Raw genomic sequence first — 20,714 nt, 5'->3', positions numbered from 1 at the left:
CAATATATCTGCAACAGCCTGCGGTGCAACGCTTTCAGGCTGGCTGGGACCGGAGCGAGCAGGGTCAGGGCGTGGACTGGAACCAATGGACATGACTGCCTCCTGTGGATTTACAGGCCTACTGCTGTGCAGGCCGACAATGCGGCTGGGCGGGAAATGGAACGGTGTCCAGGAACTGATCGGCCTCTGCGCTCTCACCCTACGTCAAGTCTGAGCCGGTAGTCACGGCCGGTTGTATATTCCTCGACACAAAGTTATCCTAGGTCCATGGTCGAAAATTCCCATTCCCCGAACGCCGGTACCAGCAGACGCAGACTGCTGCAGGCCGGAAGTGCGGCGGGATTGTTCTCGATCCTCGGCCCGGTCTCCGATTCCACCGCCGTCGACGTTCCGGCGCAGTACGAGGACCGGACCCAGGCGAACGTCAACGACTTCGGTGCGACCGGCGACGGTCACACCGACGACACAGCGGCCTTCGCCGCGGCGATCGACTCGCTGCCCGGCGGCGGCGGCGTGCTGATCCCCAACGGGACCTACGCCGTCCAGCAGATCCGGCTGAAGCGACGGATCGTCCTGCAGGGCCAGGGTTGGCGGTCCACCCTGCTGCAGATGCCCGACGTGTCAGGTGCGCTGATCGTGCTGGACGACGTCAACGTCGAGTTCACCCGGGTGAGCTCGTTGATGCTCAACGGCAACAAGGCACAGCAGAGCCAGCCGAACGCAGGCATCGGGTACCTCAACGACGGCGGGGTCTTCTCCTTCTACGACTCGAACCACATCGTCGACAACGTGCTGATCCTCAACACCAAGGGCCACGGGCTGCGGCTGTCGCTGGCCTGCCGCGAGGCGAAGGTCTCCAACGTCTACGTGCTCGGCCCGGACGCCAGCGGGTTCAGCATCGGCTCGACGGACTGCACCTTCACCACGTGCACGGTGGGCGGCGCCGGTCTGTCCGGTTGGGACCTGCTGGGGCCCAACAACAAGTTCGTCTCGTGCAAGGGGTTCGGCAACGGCCGGCTGTCCGACAGCACCAACGACTCCGGGTTCCTGATCCGCCAGTCGCGGCAGAATCTCGCGAACTGCGAGGCCCAGGACAACGGCGGCCACGGCTTCTGGTTGCAGGGGGTGGTCGACGTCACCATGGCCACCTGCATCGCCGACTCCAACGGCTCGCACGGCGTCAACACCAGCGGCTTCTCGATCTTCAACTCGACCATGGTGTCCGTCCTGGGGTTCCAGTCGCTGAACCGCACCGGCAAGGCGACCCAGCGACTCGGGCTGGAGATCGCCGGGACCGCCTCGTCGATCATCGCGACGGGCACCTGCCACGACAATCTGGTCGGCGACTTCGCCGGATCGTTGCGGTACAACAACATCTACCTCAACAGCCAGGCCCGGCGCTTCGGCCTGACGGCTCCGCCGACCACCGGCACTGCGACGGTCGGCGAGGTCGTCGTGAACTCGGCGGTGGCGGCCGGCACCACCACGGGCTGGATCTGCACCGTGGCCGGTACTCCTGGCACCTGGGTCGCGCTGGCGAAGACGGACGGACCGCCGGAGACGCAGCTCCCGCCGGCCTCGGGCCTTGACGACACCATCGTGCTCAACGCAGCTCTCACCGCCGCGGCCGGCAAGGTGATCGTCGGCCGGACCGGCTCCGCCTACCTGATCTCGGCCCCGCTGGTGCTGGATTCGAACACCACGCTGGACATGACGGGCTGCACCGTCACCCTGCGGAGTGGCGCCAACTGCAACATGGTGCAGAACCGCGCCGTCGCGACGGTGCAGCGGACGGTGTCCGACGGAGTCAGTACGAGTCCCGATGTGCTGTCCAGCGGCACCGCCGCCTTCACCGCCGCCGACGTCGGACGGACGGTCGTCGTCCAGAACGCCGATACCGCTGGCAATTCGCTGAGCGCACGCATCGTGCAGGTCCTCTCGGGCTCGACCGTCCGGGTCTCCGACGTGCTCGCCGGAAAGTTCACCGGGTGCACCGTCAACATCTACGACCGGGATTCCAACATCGCGATCTACGGGGGTCTGTGGGATCGGGGTGCCAACGTCGGAACGGGCCGGGACGCCCACACCGTCGTCACCCGGCGCTGCGACCGCCTGAACGTCGGAGGGGTGGCCTTCCGGTCGATGGCGGGTCGGCACGCGGTCAATCTGGGTGACGTCCGAGGCGCGCAGATCTCCGATCTCACCTTCGACCAGGCCTCCGACGGCATCCACGTGCACGGACCGGCCAGCACGCTGCGGATCTCGAACTGCTCGGGCGCCCTGCGCGGTGACGTGGTGTCGCTGGCCACCGCCGATCCGGCTCCGTTCAACGACGTGCAGGGCGTCGTCCTCGACGTGAAGATCGACGGCATCGACGCCTCGACGCCGACCGGGACGTTGGTGAAACTGGCGGGTAGTGCGGTGTTCCCGCTCTCGGCGATCACCGTCAACCGGCTGAGCGGGACGGCGAAGCGAGGTGTCTGGGTTGCCGAGATCGGGAGCACGGGTCGGTCCATCCTGGACGGTCTGCGGGTCGAGACGGTCTCGGTCCACCTGGCCAACGCCACCGGCGCAGCAGCGGTGGACCTGTCGACCGGGGGCGGGACGAAGGCTGTCGTCAGGGGGGTGGTCTTCGACGGCGCTGCACTGTGTTTCGGGCTGCTGATCGGCAGCTGGGCCAGGGTCGAGGTGTCGGACCTGTCGGTAGTCGCACCGGCGGGCGTCCCCGTGGTGCTGATCCGGACCGTCGGCGCCGTGCGCGAGTTGCGCGCCAGCGCACTGAAGGTCGTGTTCGGCGAGACGATGGCAGGAGCCGTGCTCGATGTGCTCACCGGTAGCGCTCTGACCCACGTGCTGATCGACGATGTCCAGCAGACCTCCGGGAGGTGCCTGCTGTCGATCGGAGGCACCGTGGCGACGATCACCATCCGGGACGCCAACGTCACCCGGCCGGCACGGCTGGCCAACATCGGGACGTCGACCGAGCTGACGCTGGCCGGCCTGACCTTGGACAGCCCGGCGCAGGCTGCGGTGTACGTCTCCGGGACCGCTCAACTCCTGTTGCGCGGCAGCAACATCCAGCGGGTCTCGGACTGGGCCGGTCTGCAGCGTCAGGCCGCCCAGGTGGTGCGGTGCACCAATCCCGACCTACCGGTCGACGTGTCCCTGTTGGCCAGGGCACCGGGCGACCAGGCGCTGAACATCAACGCGGCACTGCCCTGCGGCACCGGCCGCGTGATGACCGACGGGGCCGCCTGGCGAAACGTGTTCTCCGGTAACAAGTACTGACCGCCGATCAACGAGCCGACCGACCAGCGACTGACGAGCGAGGGAAAACCGATGGCTGTTGTCGTCACCGAACGACCGGGTGAGGTCGCTCTGGCACCGCTGCCCGCGCTACCGCCGGGGAAGAGGAAGTCCGGCTTCCGGCCCGACATCGAGGGTTTACGGGCCGCAGCCGTGGTGTCGGTGATCCTGGATCACCTCTTCTCGTGGCCCAGCGGCGGTTTCGTCGGGGTCGACGTCTTCTTCGTCATCTCCGGGTTCCTGATCACCGGGTTGCTCCTCGAGGAATACCGGCAGACCGGGCGCATCTCGTTCACGAATTTCTACCGGCGGCGAATCCGGCGCATCATGCCGGTGTCGACCGTCGTCCTGCTCTGCACGGTCGCCGCGACCTACTTCGTCTTCACGACCGCCCGGGCAAGAACGGTGGGTGTGGACGCCATCTGGGCGTTCCTCTTCTCGGCCAACTGGCATTTCGCGGTGATCGGCACGGACTACTGGCAGGCGGACGGACCGGTCTCGCCGCTGCAGCACTACTGGTCGCTGGCGGTGGAGGAGCAGTTCTACTTCGTGTGGCCCATCGTGTTGGTGATCGTGCTCGGCCTCGGCAGTCGGTTGGGCTGGCGTGCGAGTCGGGCGGCCATCGCCCTCGCCGGGCTGCTGCTCGCGCTGGCGGCCGTCTCGTTCGCCGACTCCCTCTGGGAAACCACCACCAGGCGCACCTGGGCCTACTTCTCCACACCGTCCCGCGCCTGGGAGCTTGCGGTGGGAGCGCTACTGGCCGTGGGAGTTCCACTGATCGGGAAGATATCGTTGGTGGTGAGGACGGTGGTGGGATGGTGCGGCTTGGCCGGAATCGCCGCCGCGATGTTCCTGATCACCAGCGACTCTGCGTTCCCCGCACCCTGGGCGGCGGTGCCGGTGCTGGCCGCGGCGGCGGTGATCATCTCGGGGACGGGTCCGACCAGGCCGACGCTGTGGCCGTTGACCAACCCCGTGTCTCGCTACCTCGGCATGATCTCGTATTCGTTGTACCTGTGGCACTTCCCGATCATCGTGCTGCTCGCGGCGTTCTTCTCGGCGGGCGACAAGGTGTACTTCGCGGTGGCGCTCATCGCGATGCTCGCGTTGTCGGTGTTGTCGTTCCACCTGATCGAGGACCCGGTCCGACGATCCCGCTGGCTGGATCCGCACCGCGGAAGAAGGCCGTCGCCGACACGGCGATCACGTCGAGCCCCACTGGGGGTCAAGCTTTCCGCGATCGTGCTGCTGGCCATGGTGGCCGGCCTGATGGCGGCCCAGGCCATGGTCATCACCCCGACGACGGTCGCCCGGTCGACCATCGACACCGCCGGTGCCGATCCCGAGGTAGCGCTGACGGCACAGATCGGACAGGCTCTGGCCGCGACCACGTGGCCGTCGCTGTCACCGACCCTGGGTGAGCTCAGCAACGACGTGAAGGCCACGGAATGGGTGAAGGACGGTTGCCTCGGGCTGGACATCAACTCGGTCGCCGACCCTGTCAAGAATGCGCAGAAGTGCGTCTACGGCGATGCTGGGGCCACGAAAACGGCTGTGCTGCTGGGAGATTCGATCGCCATCAGCTATCTGCCCGCCATCCGGTCCGCGCTGGCCGGCCACGGTTGGAAGATCGACGTGATGACGGTCCAGCAATGCCCGATCGCCTCGGTGCCGGTGCTGCAGGTCGACCAGTCGAAGTTCCCGCAGTGCGACGCCTTCCGGGCCTGGGCGTTGGACCGGGTCGACCAGATCAAACCCGACCTGGTGATCGCGGCCAGTGCCGAGAACACCGTGTCCCGGTTGGCCAGCGGTGCCACCCAGGGCGCCGGATACGCCGAACTGGCCGCTGGGGAGAAGAAGACCCTGCTGCGACTGTCCAGGTCCGCCAGCAGGATCGAGCTGCTGGCGCCGCCGCCGATCGGGCAGAACCTGCAGAAGTGCGCGTCCAAGGTCAGCAAGCCGTCGGACTGCACCGCCGGGCCCGCCGCGCGCCGCGACCAGACCGTCACGATGGAGCAGAACACCGTCGGCAGCATCCCCGGCGGCAAGGTGGCCTACTTCGACACGACGCCCTGGTTCTGCTCGGCGGATCTGGTGTGCCCGGCGTTCGTCGGCACCACCCCGGTCTTCGCCGACGGCGCGCACCTGACCGACAAGTACTCGAAGATGCTCGCGCCGGTGATGGGAGAGCTGTTGCTCGGGACCTCCACCACGAGAACTGGAAGCGGTGCGGCGACGCCAACCGCTGCAGCGCATTCCGGTTCGTCAGCCGCCGTGGGCAGCGCGGCCGCGGCGCTGCAGGCCGACGTAGTCAGGGCACTGTCCGCCACCGTCTGGCCCGCGTTGAGCCCGAGCATGGAGCAGGAGATGACACCACGCTCCTACCCGGAGGACAACGCCGGCTGCACGACCACCGACCTGACCAACCCGGACTCCTGCTCGTTCGGCAGCAGGACCGCGAAGACGATCGTGGTGTTCGGCGATTCCATTGCGCTGAAACTGATCCCGACGGTCCGGGCCGCGTTCGGCGACACCTATCGCATCAAGGGGATCGTGATGGCGGGCTGCCCGTTGATCGACTTCCCGATGAGCTTTCCCGACGACGGCAACAAGGCGCACTGCCTGGCCTTCCGCGCCAGGGCGGTGACGGCGGCGCTCAGCGCGAAGCCCGACGTCGTGATCATCACCGACAACTACGGCGCCACCGCACTCAACACCGGGGGCGAGGACAACAGCAGCGCCTGGCAACGTGGGGCGACCACCACCGTCGGGGCGCTGCTGGCCGGCGGAACCAAGGTCCTGCTCGTGACCTCGCCGCCCAAGGGGCCGGATCTGCAGTCCTGCTACACGAAGCTGAGCACCCCGTCGGACTGCACGACCAAGATCAGTACGTCCTGGACCGACGGCTTCCGTGCCGAGCAGGCGGTCGCCCTGGCCACCGGCGCGAAGCTGATCGACACGCACCTCTGGTACTGCTCGGCGGACGGCTACTGCCCGAGCTTCTCCGGCACCACCCCGACGAAGATCGACCCCAATCACACCACCGCCGAGTACGCCGCACTGCTTGCCCCGGCCTTCAGGGAGGCCGTCGCCGGCGACCTCTGACGGGCTGCCCGCAGACGCGCACGCTCCAACGGCTGGGGCATGATCGAGGCATGAGAGCGCTGCGTTTCGCTGCCACCGGCGGGCTTCTCGAGCTCGTCGAGCTCCCGGCGCCGGGCTGCCCGCCCGACGGAGTGGTCCTGGACGTCGTCGCCACCGGCGTGTGCCGGTCGGACTGGCACGCCTGGAAAGGGCACGATCCCGTTGCGCTGCCGCATGTTCCGGGGCATGAGTTCGTCGGTGTGGTGGCGACGATCGGCCCCGGCGTGCACCAGTTCCGGGTCGGTGACCGGGTGACCGCGCCGTTCGTCCTGGCCTGTGGGGCCTGCGAGACGTGTGCCGCCGGCGACGCTCAGGTGTGCCCGAACCAGGAGCAGCCCGGGTTCACCCTGCCCGGCTCGTTTGCCGACCAGGTTGCGCTCCCACGGGCCGACGCCAACCTGGTACGGGTCCCGGACGGTGTCGATCTGGTCGCAGCCGCCTCCCTCGGCTGCCGGTTCGCCACCGCGTTCCGCGCCCTCACCGCGCACGGGATGGTCCAGCCGGGGCAGTGGGTGGCCGTGCACGGCTGCGGCGGGGTCGGGCTGTCGCTGGTGATGATCGCCGTTGCGCTCGGTGCCAGGGTGATCGCCGTCGACGTCTCGGAGTCGGCACTGGCCAGGGCTCTCGAGCTGGGCGCGACCGCCACGGTGAACGCCGCGACGACCCAGGACACCGCGGCCGCCGTCCTCGGGATCTGCGGCGGTGGCGTCCATGTCGGCGTCGACGCCCTCGGCCGACCGGCGACGGCCGTCGCGTCCGTCCGGTCGCTTCGGCGACGGGGCCGGCACGTCCAGGTCGGTCTGCTGCTCGGCGAAGACGCCCTGACCGCCCTGCCGATGGACCTGGTGATCAGCCGAGAACTGGAGATCCACGGGTCACACGGAATGCCCGCCCACGAATATCCGGCACTTCTCGAAGCAGTCGCGGATGGGCGGCTGCAGCCTGAACTCCTCGTCGGTCAGGTGGTGGACCTGGCCGACGCCGGCGGTGTCCTGGCGGCCATGGACCACTCGGCCGGGCCGGGAATGACCGTCATCCGGGTGGGAACGGGCTGACAGCAAACGACGAAGGTCCTGGTCGTTCGTAGTCGAACGACCAGGACCTTCGTTGCCGGGGCGGACCAGATCAGCTGATCGACGCGCCGTCTGCGGCAGCGGCCTTTTCGGTCTTGTCTCCAGCGGTCACCAGGACGCCGGAAGAGTTCTCCAGGTGGGCCCGGATGAACCAGTGGAACAACTCGAGCTGGTGCAGGTGGCCGATCAGCATGTCGTTGGTGACCGGATCGCTTTCCTCGGTCGCGTCAGCGGCCTCGCGGTGTCCGGACACGACGCCTCGGTAGACCATGTCAAGGGCACCGAGGTGGGCGATGGTGTCGGCCCGACCGATCGAGTAGTCGCTCCAGGTGCGCTCGGCCACCAGGGTCCCCGGGGTGCCCTTGACCGGGCTGCCCAGGGTGGCGATACGCTCGGCGATCTCGTCGACGAACGCGCGGACGACGTCGACCTGGGGGTCGATCATCTCGTGGACGCCGATGAAGTGCGGTCCGACGACGTTCCAGTGCACGTGCTTGAGCGTCAGGGCCAGATCGTTCAAGGCGTGCAGGCGCAGCTGCAGGATGCCCGCAACCTCGGCGCCGACCTCGGCGTCGAGCGTCGGGACGGTGAAACGAGGTGTTGCCGTCTTGCGTGCCATTGGTGTTTCCTCCTGAGAGTGGATGGGCCAGGTCAGGCGGCCGGTGAGAAATGTCGCCTTCGTGCCACGGCCCTCTCTCCGTTACCCAGGGGCGGGCCGGCGAAACCTGCACCCCAAAGGGTCTGGGGGAACATTTCCATCACTCCTCGTGCCGGTGGCCGGGCACTCCTTCGAGAAGTTCCGAGCTGGAGGGTGAAAGTTCGAGATTCCTGTTTTGCGTAGTTCCTGCCCTGCCTAGCCTTCCCTCCATGACAACTCCCTCGTACCCGGCAGCACCGATGAACACGTACGTCGGCGGCGCAGCCCCGCAGCCCGTCGCGCCCGGCACCGTCAAGGGCGCCTTCCTGATCTACCTGCTCTCCGCGGCCGTGTCCGTGATCAGCGTGGTGCTGCTGGTCACCAGCGACACATGGAACCAGGTCATCGCAACGTACGGCGACCAGGCGGACGCGGCCGGTGTCACCGCGGCCTCGCTGATCCAGACGGTCAAGATCTTCGCCATCGTCGCGGTCGTCATCTTCGTGGGCCTCTACCTGCTGTTCGCATTCAAGATGAGGGCCGGCCGCAACTGGGCCCGCATCGTCCTGACGGTGCTGTCGGTGCTGTCCGTCGCGAATGTCGCCCGCCCGGCCTCCAGCTCCGTGACCATCAACGACACCACCTACGCGGTCGGTAGCACCCAGGCCGTCGGCTGGGCCGCCACCGCCCTGGCGATCGTCGCGATCGTGCTGATGTTCATGCCGGCATCCAACGCCTACATGAGCGCCTCCAAGGCTGCTCGCCCGATGCGCTGACGCTGTCCAGGTGCTCTGACGCTTTCGAACTGAACTGTCACAAGTGCTGCGGACCGTCAGCCGACGGTCCGCAGCACCACGTACTGCGCGTTGCGATCCACGACGGTGAAGTGCCCTGACGTGACGAGCGAGTCGAGCAGCGTCCGGCTCCACCCCGCCTGATCAGCGGGCTTCTCGAGCGGCCCGGGGGCGTAGGACGTGCTGTCGAGATCCAGGATCACCCAGTCCGCCCGCAGCGGTAGCCCGGTGGAGTCGACGAACCCCGGGTAGGCCTGCATCACCTGAGTGCGGTCGACGAGGTGCGGCATGAGGAAGACATCGGCCGCGACCCGCGCACCGTCCGGGATCTGGGCGATCGCCGCATCCGCTGCCACACATCGCGCACAGCTGGCGAACACCGCCGCGATGGACGGCACCGTCGGTGCGCGCACGAGGCCGACCACCGCCACTCCGGCGAGCAGCAACGACTGCGCCCGTAGCAGACGCCCGGAACCGGCCGAGCCGAGCAGCCTCTGGCGGGCAAGACCGTCGCACAGGGCGACGAAGCAGATGACCATCAGCGTCGCGTTGTAGTGGTAGAGAAAGCCGGTGTAGGCGTAGTTGCTGGACACCGCCCGTGCGCCGAGCGTCGGCAGGATGACCAGCATGACGGGTGAGCGCAGCCCGAGCCCCGCCGTCAACGCCAGCGCTCCGACGAAGATCACGGCCCGCAGTGAGAACACCGAGTCCACCGCGGATCGCAGCAGACCACCGACGCCGCCCGAACCGCCGCCGGCGTACCCGAAGTACAGGTAGGCGTGGGAGTAGCTGAAGTACGGGATCACCACGAAGACGATCAGGACGAAGCTCACCACGCCGAAAGCGCCCAGCAGCAACGCCTGTCGATACTTCCGCTGCGCCGCGAGGGCCAGGGCCAGTCCGATCACCAGCAGCGGTGAGTCCTCCTTGACCAGCATCAGCAGCCCGCTGAACATCAGCACCCGGGTGAACCGGCCGTCGAGCAGAGCCTCGAGGGCCAGTACCAGCAGTGGCACTGCAAAAGCGATCTCGTGGAAATCGAAGTCGACGGCCTGCAGGATCCCCCAGCTCGATGCGAAGCCAGCGCCGACGAAGTAGCCGAACCGCCCCAGTCGACGGACGGCAAGTGCGGTCAGGAGATGGACTCCGAGAGCCATCAGTAGCGCCTGCGCCACGAGCAGCATCCGCGCGTCCGGCCAGATCCGGTAGAGCGGCGCCAGCAGCATCAGGATCGGGTGGAAGTGGTCGCCGAGGATGTTGAACGGCTGCTGCGACTTCACCAGCACGTCGGGCGCGCGCAGGTGGGCGTACTGGTTGATGGCCTGGTCGAAGATCGTCAGGTCGAACCCGGTGTGGAAGCGGGCGTGCCGGATCAGCGAATCGAGCAGGTAGACGACCAACGCCGACAGGCTGACGATCCAGACCCGCGACCGCGTGGTCGGGCGGACGTCGGTAGCGGGCATCGGCCCGGACTTTACCGGCCGGGAGTGCTGTGAGCCGCTGTGCTGCTGTCCCGCGCGATGGTGCGAACGTGCGCGCCGTGAGCGGGCATGACGGCGACCGCGGTGAGCATCCAGATCGTCTGCACACTTCCGGCGATCACCGCCGGCCAGGCGAGATCGCCGTAGCCGGTGTCGGGCAGTCCGAAGAGGTTGCGGGTGTTCATCACGAAGACCAGCAGCCCCGTGACGGCAAGCGTGGTGAGCCCGAGCCAGCGCCGGACGGCGGCCCGGTCGTCGGCGGAGAGTCTGGAGAACGACGAGAGCCGACGGGCGACCACCCCGAGCGCAGCCGCGGGGAAGGTGGTGACCAGCCGGGCGATCAGCAGCACCATCGCCGGGAAGATCCAGATCGCGTGGTGCACCCAGCTGATCGGGCTGATCAGCACGCCGAGCAGGCCGGTGACGGTGACGGCCAGCAGTGTGTCGCCGGCGGCGACGGCCCGGCGGATCCGTCGGATGCCAACCAGTACGACGAGGACGGCGCAGAGGATCCAGGCCAGCTTGTCCGGGGGAAGTGGCGCGGTGATCCGGGCGAGCGTGCCGTTGATCGACTGGTTGGCGGTGTTGTCCACCTTGCCGATCCGGCTCGAATCCCACAGCAGTGAGGTGAAGTACTGCCAGGTGGCGCTCGGTGCGAGCACCGCGGCGACCAGCGTGGCCGAGACCGCGGTGGCGATCGCGATGCGCAGCATCCGCCATTGGCCGGACAGGACGAGGTAGAGCAGGAAGATCGCCGGCGTCAGCTTGATCGCCATGGCCAGCCCGATGCCGATCCCCGCCCAGCGGCTGCCCCGACGGGACAGCACGAAGACGTCGACCATCACCAGCAGGCCCAGGAAGGTGTTGACCTGCCCGTACGCTGCGGTCTGGCTGATGGGCTGGAGGCAGAACGCGGCGGCGACGGCCAGTCCGGTGGCGAGCGCCATCTGCGGCTGGCGCAGGTGCACCCTCTCGCGGAGGGCCAGCAGCACGAAGCCGATGACGGACAGCAGGATCGCGAAGCTCCAGAGCCCGATCATCGGTTGGACGGACAGGCTGGTGATCGGGGACAGCAGGATCGCCGCGGCCGGTGGGTAGGTGAACCCGAGCAGCCCGTTGATCGGGTCGTACTGCGTCCACTCGTACAGACCGCTGCCGCCTCGCCAGCTGGTCAGGGCGTTGTAGTAGATCCGTAGGTCGTACTCGTTCCGCGGCGCGCCGAACTGGCGGTACACGGAGTAGGCCGCGAAGAAGGCGACGAACAGACAGGCGATACCGGCCCCGATGACGACCAACCGATCACGAACGGCCAGCCTGCGCAGATCCAGGTTCGCCCAGGCGCGCAGCGAACGTATGGAAGCCAGCTCGATCACAGTTCGCATTCTGCCAGTACAGCGTCGTCCGGCAGGGGGGATTCGGAGTGGGAAGTGGATCCGAGGATCGAGCACTGAACAGAACCGAACAGAATTGTCCTCACAGTGTCCTCACACATTCGTGTCGCTCATTGCCGTCTTCGGCATTCCGGGATGGCCTGATCCGCGGGGCGCGTTCTCCGGAGGCGCCCGTCCACATCGATTGCGCTGCAGACGCTCCGGGAGATGAGAAGTGGGGCGTCGTGAGCATTCGAATGTCCGAATTGCTCATTTTGCCCGCCGAACTAGTTGGCGGTACCGGCAGTGCGGGTTGCAGACCGGGCGCTGCCGTCATTGTGGGCGCCGAAGTTTTGACGTGACGAGCTTCACGATCGCATTCACTCCACCGTCCACCGTCTGCGCAGTCGTGGAATCCATTCCGTTGGTAAATGGGTGGCTTTGTCACTTTGGGCCACCTTCTGGGCTCGCTCGAACGGACACCGTCAAGAAAACGTCAAGATCCAGGGGTGACCGTTGACGCACCTTCCGTACGCGGCAACCGTCGGCGTGGTGCCCGCAACCACCCCGGAGTCGATCCACCGGACCAGTCCGGACCTCGACCTGCCCGAACGACTCTCCTACCGGGTGAAACGGCGGCTCCTCTGGCCGCCGCTCACCAACAACCAGCTCAAGCACGAGCGGCTCTCGAAGTTCCTCGCGCTGGGCGTGCTGGCCCCGGACTGCATCTCGTCGTCCGCCTACGGCACCGAGCAGATCCTGATCGCGCTACTGCCGGCGGCCGCGCTCGGCGCGTTCGTCCTGGTGCTGCCGATCACCGGGGTGGTGATCGCGATCCTGGTGCTGCTGACCATCTCCTACCGTCAGGTCGTCTCCGTCTACACCAAGGCCGGCGGGTCCTACGTCGTCGCGCGGGAGAACTTCGGACCGCGGGTGGCGCAGATCGCCGCAGTGGCCCTGATGATCGACTACGTCGTCACCGTCGCCGTGCAGACGGCCGCCGGCACCGTCGCCGTGGTGTCGGCGATCCCGGCGCTCGGCCCGCACAGCCTGCAGATCAGCGTCGGGGTGATCCTGCTGCTGTGCTGGGGCAACCTGCGCGGCATCAAGGAAGCCGGCAAGGCGTTCGCAATCCCGACCTATCTCTTCGCGTTCGTGGCCGGGACGATGATCGTCGTCGGGATCATCCGCCAGTTGATGGGCAACCTGCCCCAGCTGGACCCCACCCACAACCCCGACGTGGTCATCGGGCATTCCAACGGTTTCGTCATGGGGGCGACGCTGTTCGTAGTGCTCAAGGCCTTCGCCAACGGCGGCTCGTCGCTGACCGGTCTCGAGGCGATCAGCAACGGGGTTGGCGCTTTCAAGTCCCCGGAAGGCGTCAACGCCCGCAAGGCCATGCTGATCATGGCGTGCACCCTTGGCTTCCTGGTCTCCGGCGTATCCCTGATGGCCCATTTCACCCACGCCTCTCCCTACAAGGAGGGGTTCCCTTCGGTCATCAGCCAGGAGACCCGGCAGGTCTTCGGGTACGGCGTCTTCGGCAACATCTTCTTCTACGCTGTGCAAGCGGCGACCGCGCTCATCCTCTACACCGGGGCGAACACCAGCTTCAATGGCTTCCCGTTCCTGGCCAGCTTCGTCGCGGAGGATGCGTTCCTACCCCGCCAGCTGCGCAAACGCGGGCACCGGCTGGTGTTCTCCAACGCGATCATCATGCTGGCAGCGATCGCCCTCGTCCTGATCGTCGTCACGGACAGCAAGCTCGATGCCCTGGTGCCGCTCTATGCGATCGGCGTCTTCACCGGGTTCACCATGGCCGGCTTCGGCATGGCCAAGCACTTCAAGCGAGGTGGCGGCCGGGGTTGGCGCCGCAAGATGGGGGTCAACCTGGTGGCCGGGACGACCTCGCTGATCGTGGTGCTGATCTTCGCGATCGTGAAGTTCACCGAGGGCGCCTGGGTGGTGGTGATCCTGTTTCCCGTCATGGTTTTCGCGCTGATCAGGCTGAACCGCGAGTACCGGACGGAGGCCGAGATCCTGCGGAGCCTGGACTCGGACAAGCTCAGTGCCGGGACCAAGTTCTCGCACCACACCGTGCTCGTCTTCGTCGACGTGCTGGATCTGGCCTCGATCGAGGCGTTGCGCTACGGACAGAGCCTGCGGCCGAGCAGCCTGCGGGCGGTGCACTTCGTGCTGGACACCGAGCACGCCACCCGGTTGCAGGCACGGTGGGAGGCGACCGCCGAGATCGTCCCGCTGGAGTTGGTCGACTGCCCGGACCGGCGGCTGGGTCGGGCGGCGCTGGAGACCATCGCTCGGGAGGCCCTGCCGCGGACCGAGGTGACCGTGCTGCTGCCGCGCCGGAGCTACTCCTCGGTGCTGGGTCGGTTGCTCCACGACCGGACCGCTGACCGGATCGCCCGGATCATCAGCCGGGTGCCGAATGCGACGGCCACCATCATCCCGTTCGACACCGGCGCCAAGATCGCGGCCGTCGAGCGCCGCCGCCGAGGTCTGTCGCAGCCCCGCTCGGGTGCCGTACCGGGCGATCTACCGGGTACCGACCTGCACGCGTCCGGCGCGCCGTCCGATCTGCACCCTTCCGTGCCCGCGGACGGCAACGGCAACAAGGTGCTCGCCGGTCGGCCGAACGGCTCGACGCGCAACGCCATTCTCAAGTACGCCGCACCCGAACCCCCGATGACGGCGCTGCCGATCTGCGATCTGGTCTCGGGGGACGCCTGCGACGTCCAAGGGCGCGTGCGCACGGTCCAGGTCGGATCGTTGGGTGGTAGCCCGACGTTCAACTGCGAGATCGTCGATTCGACGGGCATCGTGGTGGTGCAGTTCTACGGCCGCAAGAGCGTCGCCGGGATCGCGCCGGGCCGGCTGCTCCGCGTCCAGGGCCGGTCGCTGCGCCGCGGGGGCGGGTATGTGATCGCGAACCCCGACTACCAACTTCTGTCGGCCGACTGAGTCGTCTCGATGTGGGGCGGCGAAAGCAGGACGTGGCGGCGAAAGCAGGACGTGGGGCAGCGAGAGCAGGACGTGGCGGCGAAAGCAGACGTGGGCCGGGGCACCACAGGTTGAAGCGCGACCCTGACAGCAGGTAGTGCCGCCGGCGCACGCCGCAAGTACCCTCGGCGCTCGGCCGGCCGCGCGTAGCCAACCCGGTTCAGCGCCCGAATCGTCATCGGAGGTCGCCTTGCCCGTTTGCCGAGCCTGATCTCCCATCCGGTCGGCAGACGGGTAATCGCTGGTGGGCCGTTGCCAGTTGGCGAGAGACGGCATACTCTTGGCCTTAGCTACGCTGTAGCGTCGGGGCTGGGCGCTCACCTACTCCCGGTGCGACTGCGCATTCGTGGCGGGCACTCGAATGCGAACTCACTCGTCACTCTTTAGGTCCACAACTTACTCCGTATGACTTGCGATGTAAGGCAATGGTCACCGTCGTACCGTGTCAGCAGGCACCGACGGATTCCCGCGCACCGAGGATCCGCCCTGCGGCTCCAACCGCCAGATCGGATCGGCCGCGAGGGGAGAGGCTTGACATGAGCGCGGAACGGGTCCCACTGACCAGGGATCGGATCGTGCAGTCTGCGCTCGGGCTGGCTCGCAATGAAGGTCTGGCTGGCGTCTCCATGCGGAAGCTCGCGCAGGAGCTGGGCGTCGAGGCGATGTCGCTCTATCACCACGTGCCCAACAAGCGGGCGTTGCTGATCCTGATGGCCGACCGTTCGCTGGCCACCCTTCCGCCGAGCGATCCCAACCTGCCGTGGACCGACCGGCTGGTGAAGTTGCTCGACGGCATCTTCCATGCCGGAGTGGAGAACCCGGCGATGATCTCCGTGCTGGCCTCCCAGCAGCTCGATCCGACCGAGCTCGAGGCATCCGAATTCTCTGCGCTCACGCTGATCGAATCGGTGCTGGCGATCCTGTCGGAGTCTGGCCTGGCCGTCGAACAGCGAGTGCACGTCTACAACACCCTGATCAACCTGGTCTACGGGTTCGTGCTGGCGCGCACGCAGGGTCTTGCCCTCTCGCCGACCAAGATCGCGGCCATGGACCGCGGACGAGGGAGCGGCAGCTGGGAATCCTTCCCGGCGCTCGGGGAGCTGCTGCCTGCCCTCGATGCTGCGGATCCCGCCGTCGATCTCCGATTCAGCCTGGGGCTGTACGTCGAGGCGCTGGCCGGGCTGCTCGCGCGGGGGAACTGACACCCCGGTTCCCGGCAGTGCGGGCTTGGTACGGTTTGCGGCATGAAACTGCTGCGCGTCGGCCCGGTCGGATCCGAGACGCCGGTCGTGATGGACGTCGACGGGAACACCCTCGACGCCTCCGGGCTGACCGCTGATTTCGACGGTTCCTTCTTCGCCGGTGGTGGGCTGGCCAGTCTCGCCTCGTCCGCCGGCCTGCTCCCGGCGATCGACATCGCGGGCCTCCGGATCGGCGCCCCCGTCGCCCGGCCGGGTGCCGTGCTGTGCATCGGCATGAACTACGTGGCGCACGCCGCCGAATCCGGTTCCGCCCCGCCCACCGTCCCGATCCTGTTCTACAAGTCGCCCAATACGGTGATCGGTCCCGATGACGAGGTGCTCATCCCCCGCGGCTCGGCCAAGACGGACTGGGAGGTCGAGCTGGGCGTTGTCATCGGTCGCACCGCCCGCTACCTTCCGTCGCGCGAGGCTGCTCTGGAGTGCGTCGCCGGATACGTGCTCTCCAACGACGTCTCGGAGCGGGCCTTCCAGCTGGAGGTGAGTGGCGGGCAGTGGTCCAAGGGCAAGAGCTGCGAGACCTTCAACCCCCTCGGGCCGTACCTGGTGACCGCCGACGAGGTTGGCGACCCGCAGGCGCTACGCATGCAGAGCTTCGTGAACGCCGAACCGCGTCAGGATTCCAGCACGGCCGACATGATCTTCGACGTCGCCGAGATCATCTACCAGCTCAGCCAGTATCTGGTGCTGGACCCCGGTGATCTGATCAATACCGGTACACCACAAGGGGTTGCATTGTCTGGGCGGTTCCCGTTCCTGTCGGCCGGCGACGTGATGGAACTGTCGATCGAGCGCCTTGGCCGTCAGCGGCAGGTGCTCGGCCAGGCCTGACCTGTTGCTGCGCAGGGCTCGCCTGTCCAGCGGCGGCCCCCTACGCGACCTGATGATCTCTGCGGGCCGCGACCGAGCTGCGCCTAGACCTCTGAAGCGCGCGTTCCGCGCAGCAGGTCGCTCTGCTCGTCGGAAAGCGGTTGCAATCGTCACCACCACCGATCGGCGCGGTGCTCCTCGGGTTCGGCTTCCGGTACGGATTGTGCCCGGACAGAGCGACTTTCGCGTTGCGCGCAACTTCTCGACCTCGCGGATTTCGGCCGTTTCGCGGAGCTCGGTATAACTGCGAGCACCCAGCCCGAGCATGCAATGGACGACCGGGATCTGGACAAGCGGCACTGGATCGGCCGGACCGGACGCGCCTTCGCCTACCGCGGGATGCGGGCCGCAGGATGCAGGCCGCGGGCTGCGGGCTGCGGGCTGCGGGATGCGGGCCGCGGGCCGGCGGGGCCGGCGGGCTCGGCTGGCCCTGGGGTCGGACGCGCCGGTCGTGCTGGACGCGGACCCGTTCACAGCGGACGCGATGCTGCTGCGCACGCTGCCCGCTGCCGCCACCCTGCTCGGCGGCCGATCAACCCACCGCAGTGGTCTGTAGTCCTCCAGTCCGGCCAACGATTCGCTGCTGAAACTCCGCGCGAACCCTTCTGCTGATTGTGAGGCACGTCACAGTAGCAGCCTTGTTGAGCAGCGAGAAACTTACCGCCGGATCGAAGGCACAAGCCCCGCGATCGCCGCAGGATCGGGGGTGATCGTCGACGCCAGCAGTGGCAAGGCGATGAAGATGACTCCGTCGGCGAGGTTCGACGCGGCGCTGCCGATCCAGATGCGGCGGAAGTCGGATCCGAGTCTCACCTCTTCCTTCCGTTGCATTGCGGGGACGGAGCCGGCGTCAGCCGACCGGCGGGACTGCCGCCGTTGCTACTCTTCGGCCCGCTGATCTGGGCGGATGCGGGCCGGCCACGGCCGCGCCTACCGTATAAGCCATGACTGCCAAGGACGACATTCTTGAACTTCCGCTGCTGCCGGGTGATCTGTTCGGCTACGAATCGATGCTCGACGCGCGCGAGTGGGACCTGATCCGCGCGACCCGGGCCTTCCTGGCCGAGCACGTCGCACCGGTGGCCGAGGACTGCTGGGCGAAGGCCGAGTTTCCGTTCCAGATCATCGAGCCGATGTCGAAGGTCGGGATCATCGGGCTGCCCTACGGTCTCGACGGCAAGCCGCCGGCCGGGCAGTTGCTGACGGGCTGGCTCGGGCTCGAGATCTCCCGTGTCGATCCGTCGATCGCCACCTTCTACGGCGTGCACAACGGACTGGCGATGGGCAGCATCTTCCAGTGCGGCTCGAAGGAGCAGCAGGATCGCTGGCTTCCGGCCATGCAGCGGATGGAGCTGATCGGGGCCTTCGGGCTGACCGAACCCGACGGCGGATCCGACGTGGCCGGCGGGATGCGCACCACCGCCCGGCGCGACGGCGACCACTGGGTGCTCAACGGTGCGAAGCGCTGGATCGGCAACGCCACGTTCGCGGACCTGACGATCATCTGGGCCAAGGACGAAGGCGACAACCAGGTCAAGGGTTTTGTGGTTGAGAAGGACACCCCCGGTTTCGTCGCCACCAAGATCGAGCGCAAACTTTCGCTGCGTACGGTGCAGAACGCCGACATCTTGCTGACCGACTGCCGGGTCGACGACGACCATCGACTCGCCAACGCCAATTCCTTCCGCGACACCAGCCGGGTACTGCGGACCACCCGCGGCGGCGTCACCTGGTCGGCCGTCGGCTGCCAGATCGGCGCCTACGAGGCCGCTGTCGCCTATGCGAAGGAGCGGGTGCAGTTCGGCAAGCCGATAGGCCACTTCCAGCTGATCCAGGACCTTCTCGCCCGGATGCTCGGCAACATCACCGCCTCCCTCGGTATGGCCGTCCGGGTTGCTCAACTGCAGCAGGACGGCATCTTCCGTGATGAGCAGGCCGCGCTGGCGAAGTGGTACTCCACCACTCGGCTCCGGGAGACGGCCGCCTGGGCGCGAGAGCTGATGGGCGGCAACGGGATCCTGCTCGACCGTGACGCCGTCCGGTTCTTCGCCGATGCGGAGGCGCTCTACTCCTACGAGGGCACCGCCCAGATGAACGCTCTCATCGTCGGGCGGTCGATCACCGGCAAGAGCGCCTTCGTCTGAGTTCGGTGCACGTGCGACCGAGGTTCACCGGCTGTGGGAGTTTCGGTCGTACGCGATAGAGTTGACCACGCTGTGGCTGGCTGTGCTCCACCACCCCGGCGAGGTGCCCGCACTGTGGTCCAGCTGCCTGCACTGTGGGTCGAGTCGGCCAGGATGTGGTCGAGTCGGCCAGGATGTTGCTGAGTCGAATGCGATGTTGTTTCTTGGCCACGCTGTTGCCGTCAGAGAGCAGGCCACCGTAGCCGCGTCGGTTGCGGTAGCTGCCACATCGTCCGGCCCGACCGGGCCGTTCGAGACCACCGAGTTCCAGGGAGACCGTTGATGTCAGAGTTGTTGTCCGCCAGGGCTACTGCGTTCCTCGAGCTACACCGGCCGGGTCAACCCGCCGTGTTGCCGACGGTCTGGGACGCGTGGTCCGCCGAACTGTCGGAGCAGGCAGGGTTCCTCGGACTGACGGTCGGCAGCCACCCGGCGGCCACCTCGATCGGTAAGCCGGACAACGAGGGTCTGACCTTCGACGAGCTGCTCACCAGGGTCGCCCAGATCACCGCCAAGGTCGACATCCCGGTATCGGTGGACATTGAATCCGGATACGGAGAGACCCCCGAGCGTCTGGTCGAGGGCCTGATCTCCGTCGGCGCCGTCGGTTTCAACATCGAGGACACCGTGCACAGCGAGGGTGGCCGCTTGCGTTCGGCGCAGGAGCATGCGGATCTCGTCGGCGCGCTGCGCGCGGCCTCCGAGGCCGCCGGCGTCCACCTGGTGATCAATGCCCGTACCGACCTGTTCGTGAAGCAGGTGGGCGACGAAGCCGATCGGGTCGAGCGCGCCATCGCCCGGCTCAAGCTGTGTGCCGACGCCGGTGCCGACGTGCTGTACCCGGTGGGCGGCCACGACGGCCCGACCTGGGCTCGGCTGGCGGCCGAGTTACCGCTGCCCGTCAACGCCATTGCTTTCCCGGAGAAGCAGTCCCTTGCCGACTTCAGCCCGCTCGGCGTCGGCCGGATCAGCTTCGGCCCCCGCCTGCAGAACGTCCTCGGCGAGCAGATCACCCGGATCCTGCAGAGCTGGAAGTAAGCCACTCGCCTTGCGGCCTCAGCGGGCTGGGCACTGGGCCTGGCTGCAGTCGGCTGGGAACTGGCCCGCTGCGGCCGGTGGGAACTAGGCCTGGCTGCAGTCGGCTGGGTGATCTGTCGGGCCACTCGGGTCGGCTGCAGCCGACGGAGACCTAGCGCCGTACTCGCCGCGAGCAACGGGTAGCCCCTGGACTGATCGGGTAGCGCTGAACTAATCGGGTAGCGCTGAAGTAATCGGCTAGCGCTGGACTGACCGTTTGGTGCCGTGCTGGAGGCGTCGCGTCGTCCTGTGCGCCTGTCCCTGGCTGGCTGGTGGGTCGGTCAGGCTCGTTGTGGCCAGCTGAATTGTGGTTGGTGGTTGAGGGTGTTGCGCAACGGTGTTCGGGTGGGGTCGTGGGTGGCGGGCGGGATGATTTCGGGCTGGCCGTCGGGGGCCGGGCGGATTTCCCAGTCGCTGTGGTGGATCAGGGTGTGGTGTCGTCGGCACAGCAGGCACCCGTTGCTGTAGTTGGAGGGTCCGCCGTCTTCCCAGGGTTGGATGT

Annotated in this window: 14 protein-coding genes and 1 pseudogene; 10 read left to right on the top strand and 5 right to left on the bottom strand. The window is 67.3% G+C overall.

Annotated features, from left to right (window positions below):
- The first annotated feature begins 267 nt into the window (after positions 1-267).
- Genes ABIB25_RS26860 through ABIB25_RS26850 form a run of 3 tightly spaced genes read left to right on the top strand, consistent with a single transcriptional unit; the run spans position 268 to position 7,505 of the window.
- On the top strand, positions 268-3,288 hold the full coding sequence (locus ABIB25_RS26860; RefSeq protein ID WP_354531591.1) for a right-handed parallel beta-helix repeat-containing protein: 3,021 nt from the start codon (positions 268-270) through the stop codon (positions 3,286-3,288).
- Positions 3,289-3,339: 51 nt separating this feature from the next.
- Positions 3,340-6,411: an acyltransferase family protein gene (locus ABIB25_RS26855; protein WP_354531590.1), complete on the top strand. Its 3,072-nt coding sequence runs from the start codon at positions 3,340-3,342 to the stop codon at positions 6,409-6,411.
- Positions 6,412-6,461: 50 nt separating this feature from the next.
- Positions 6,462-7,505: a zinc-dependent alcohol dehydrogenase family protein gene (locus ABIB25_RS26850; protein ID WP_354531589.1), complete on the top strand. Its 1,044-nt coding sequence runs from the start codon at positions 6,462-6,464 to the stop codon at positions 7,503-7,505.
- Between the two features lie 70 nt (positions 7,506-7,575).
- On the opposite strand, the gene ABIB25_RS26845 is transcribed toward ABIB25_RS26850, so the two are convergent.
- On the bottom strand, positions 7,576-8,142 hold the full coding sequence (locus ABIB25_RS26845; RefSeq protein ID WP_354531588.1) for a Dps family protein: 567 nt from the start codon (positions 8,140-8,142) through the stop codon (positions 7,576-7,578).
- A 248-nt stretch (positions 8,143-8,390) separates the two neighbouring features.
- Between ABIB25_RS26845 and ABIB25_RS26840 the strand changes: the two genes are divergently transcribed.
- Positions 8,391-8,936, top strand: a complete 546-nt coding sequence (locus ABIB25_RS26840; protein WP_354531587.1) for a hypothetical protein — start codon at positions 8,391-8,393, stop codon at positions 8,934-8,936.
- A 56-nt stretch (positions 8,937-8,992) separates the two neighbouring features.
- Here ABIB25_RS26840 and ABIB25_RS26835 read toward each other — a convergent pair whose 3' ends face one another.
- Together ABIB25_RS26835 and ABIB25_RS26830 are read right to left on the bottom strand one after the other, a co-directional pair.
- Positions 8,993-10,417 (bottom strand): DUF2079 domain-containing protein, encoded by a 1,425-nt coding sequence (locus ABIB25_RS26835; protein ID WP_354531586.1) that lies wholly within the window; start codon positions 10,415-10,417, stop codon positions 8,993-8,995.
- Between the two features lie 11 nt (positions 10,418-10,428).
- Complete coding sequence (locus ABIB25_RS26830) at positions 10,429-11,817, bottom strand: glycosyltransferase 87 family protein (protein ID WP_354531585.1); 1,389 nt, start codon at positions 11,815-11,817, stop codon at positions 10,429-10,431.
- Between the two features lie 504 nt (positions 11,818-12,321).
- Between ABIB25_RS26830 and ABIB25_RS26825 the strand changes: the two genes are divergently transcribed.
- The 4 genes from ABIB25_RS26825 to ABIB25_RS26810 all read left to right on the top strand — a co-directional run bounded on the left by ABIB25_RS26825 (position 12,322) and on the right by ABIB25_RS26810 (position 17,508).
- The gene (locus ABIB25_RS26825) at positions 12,322-14,784 is read left to right on the top strand and encodes an amino acid permease (RefSeq protein WP_502919910.1); all 2,463 of its coding nucleotides are present in this window, start codon (positions 12,322-12,324) and stop codon (positions 14,782-14,784) included.
- Between the two features lie 575 nt (positions 14,785-15,359).
- A complete protein-coding gene (locus ABIB25_RS26820) occupies positions 15,360-16,025 on the top strand; it encodes a TetR/AcrR family transcriptional regulator (protein WP_354531584.1) in 666 nt (221 codons plus the stop codon).
- Positions 16,026-16,067: 42 nt separating this feature from the next.
- The gene (locus ABIB25_RS26815; protein WP_354531583.1) at positions 16,068-16,913 is read left to right on the top strand and encodes a fumarylacetoacetate hydrolase family protein; all 846 of its coding nucleotides are present in this window, start codon (positions 16,068-16,070) and stop codon (positions 16,911-16,913) included.
- Between the two features lie 304 nt (positions 16,914-17,217).
- A complete protein-coding gene (locus ABIB25_RS26810; RefSeq protein WP_354531582.1) occupies positions 17,218-17,508 on the top strand; it encodes a hypothetical protein in 291 nt (96 codons plus the stop codon).
- Between the two features lie 101 nt (positions 17,509-17,609).
- Here ABIB25_RS26810 and ABIB25_RS26805 read toward each other — a convergent pair whose 3' ends face one another.
- A complete protein-coding gene (locus ABIB25_RS26805; protein ID WP_354531581.1) occupies positions 17,610-17,765 on the bottom strand; it encodes a hypothetical protein in 156 nt (51 codons plus the stop codon).
- Between the two features lie 131 nt (positions 17,766-17,896).
- On the opposite strand from ABIB25_RS26805, the gene ABIB25_RS26800 reads away from it, so the two are divergent.
- Positions 17,897-19,096, top strand: a complete 1,200-nt coding sequence (locus ABIB25_RS26800; RefSeq protein ID WP_354531580.1) for an acyl-CoA dehydrogenase family protein — start codon at positions 17,897-17,899, stop codon at positions 19,094-19,096.
- A gap of 321 nt (positions 19,097-19,417) precedes the next feature.
- Positions 19,418-20,173 (top strand): isocitrate lyase/PEP mutase family protein, encoded by a 756-nt coding sequence (locus ABIB25_RS26795; protein WP_354531579.1) that lies wholly within the window; start codon positions 19,418-19,420, stop codon positions 20,171-20,173.
- Between the two features lie 320 nt (positions 20,174-20,493).
- Here ABIB25_RS26795 and ABIB25_RS26790 read toward each other — a convergent pair.
- Positions 20,494-20,714, bottom strand: a pseudogene (locus ABIB25_RS26790) (hypothetical protein); the annotation flags it as partial.

Source organism: Nakamurella sp. UYEF19, assembly GCF_040546275.1.
GTDB lineage: Bacteria > Actinomycetota > Actinomycetes > Mycobacteriales > Nakamurellaceae > Nakamurella.
The sequence above is the reverse complement of the archived record's forward strand: the minus strand, read 5'-3'. Positions and strand labels throughout refer to the sequence as shown.

Coding starts and splice junctions, on each gene's coding strand:
- ABIB25_RS26845 (WP_354531588.1), bottom strand. CDS start 8,142: ATGGCACGCAAGACGGCAACACCTCGTTTCACCGTCCCGACGCTCGAC.
- ABIB25_RS26860 (WP_354531591.1), top strand. CDS start 268: ATGGTCGAAAATTCCCATTCCCCGAACGCCGGTACCAGCAGACGCAGA.
- ABIB25_RS26795 (WP_354531579.1), top strand. CDS start 19,418: ATGTCAGAGTTGTTGTCCGCCAGGGCTACTGCGTTCCTCGAGCTACAC.
- ABIB25_RS26800 (WP_354531580.1), top strand. CDS start 17,897: ATGACTGCCAAGGACGACATTCTTGAACTTCCGCTGCTGCCGGGTGAT.
- ABIB25_RS26840 (WP_354531587.1), top strand. CDS start 8,391: ATGACAACTCCCTCGTACCCGGCAGCACCGATGAACACGTACGTCGGC.
- ABIB25_RS26850 (WP_354531589.1), top strand. CDS start 6,462: ATGAGAGCGCTGCGTTTCGCTGCCACCGGCGGGCTTCTCGAGCTCGTC.
- ABIB25_RS26820 (WP_354531584.1), top strand. CDS start 15,360: ATGAGCGCGGAACGGGTCCCACTGACCAGGGATCGGATCGTGCAGTCT.
- ABIB25_RS26835 (WP_354531586.1), bottom strand. CDS start 10,417: ATGCCCGCTACCGACGTCCGCCCGACCACGCGGTCGCGGGTCTGGATC.
- ABIB25_RS26830 (WP_354531585.1), bottom strand. CDS start 11,817: ATGCGAACTGTGATCGAGCTGGCTTCCATACGTTCGCTGCGCGCCTGG.
- ABIB25_RS26810 (WP_354531582.1), top strand. CDS start 17,218: ATGCAATGGACGACCGGGATCTGGACAAGCGGCACTGGATCGGCCGGA.
- ABIB25_RS26855 (WP_354531590.1), top strand. CDS start 3,340: ATGGCTGTTGTCGTCACCGAACGACCGGGTGAGGTCGCTCTGGCACCG.
- ABIB25_RS26815 (WP_354531583.1), top strand. CDS start 16,068: ATGAAACTGCTGCGCGTCGGCCCGGTCGGATCCGAGACGCCGGTCGTG.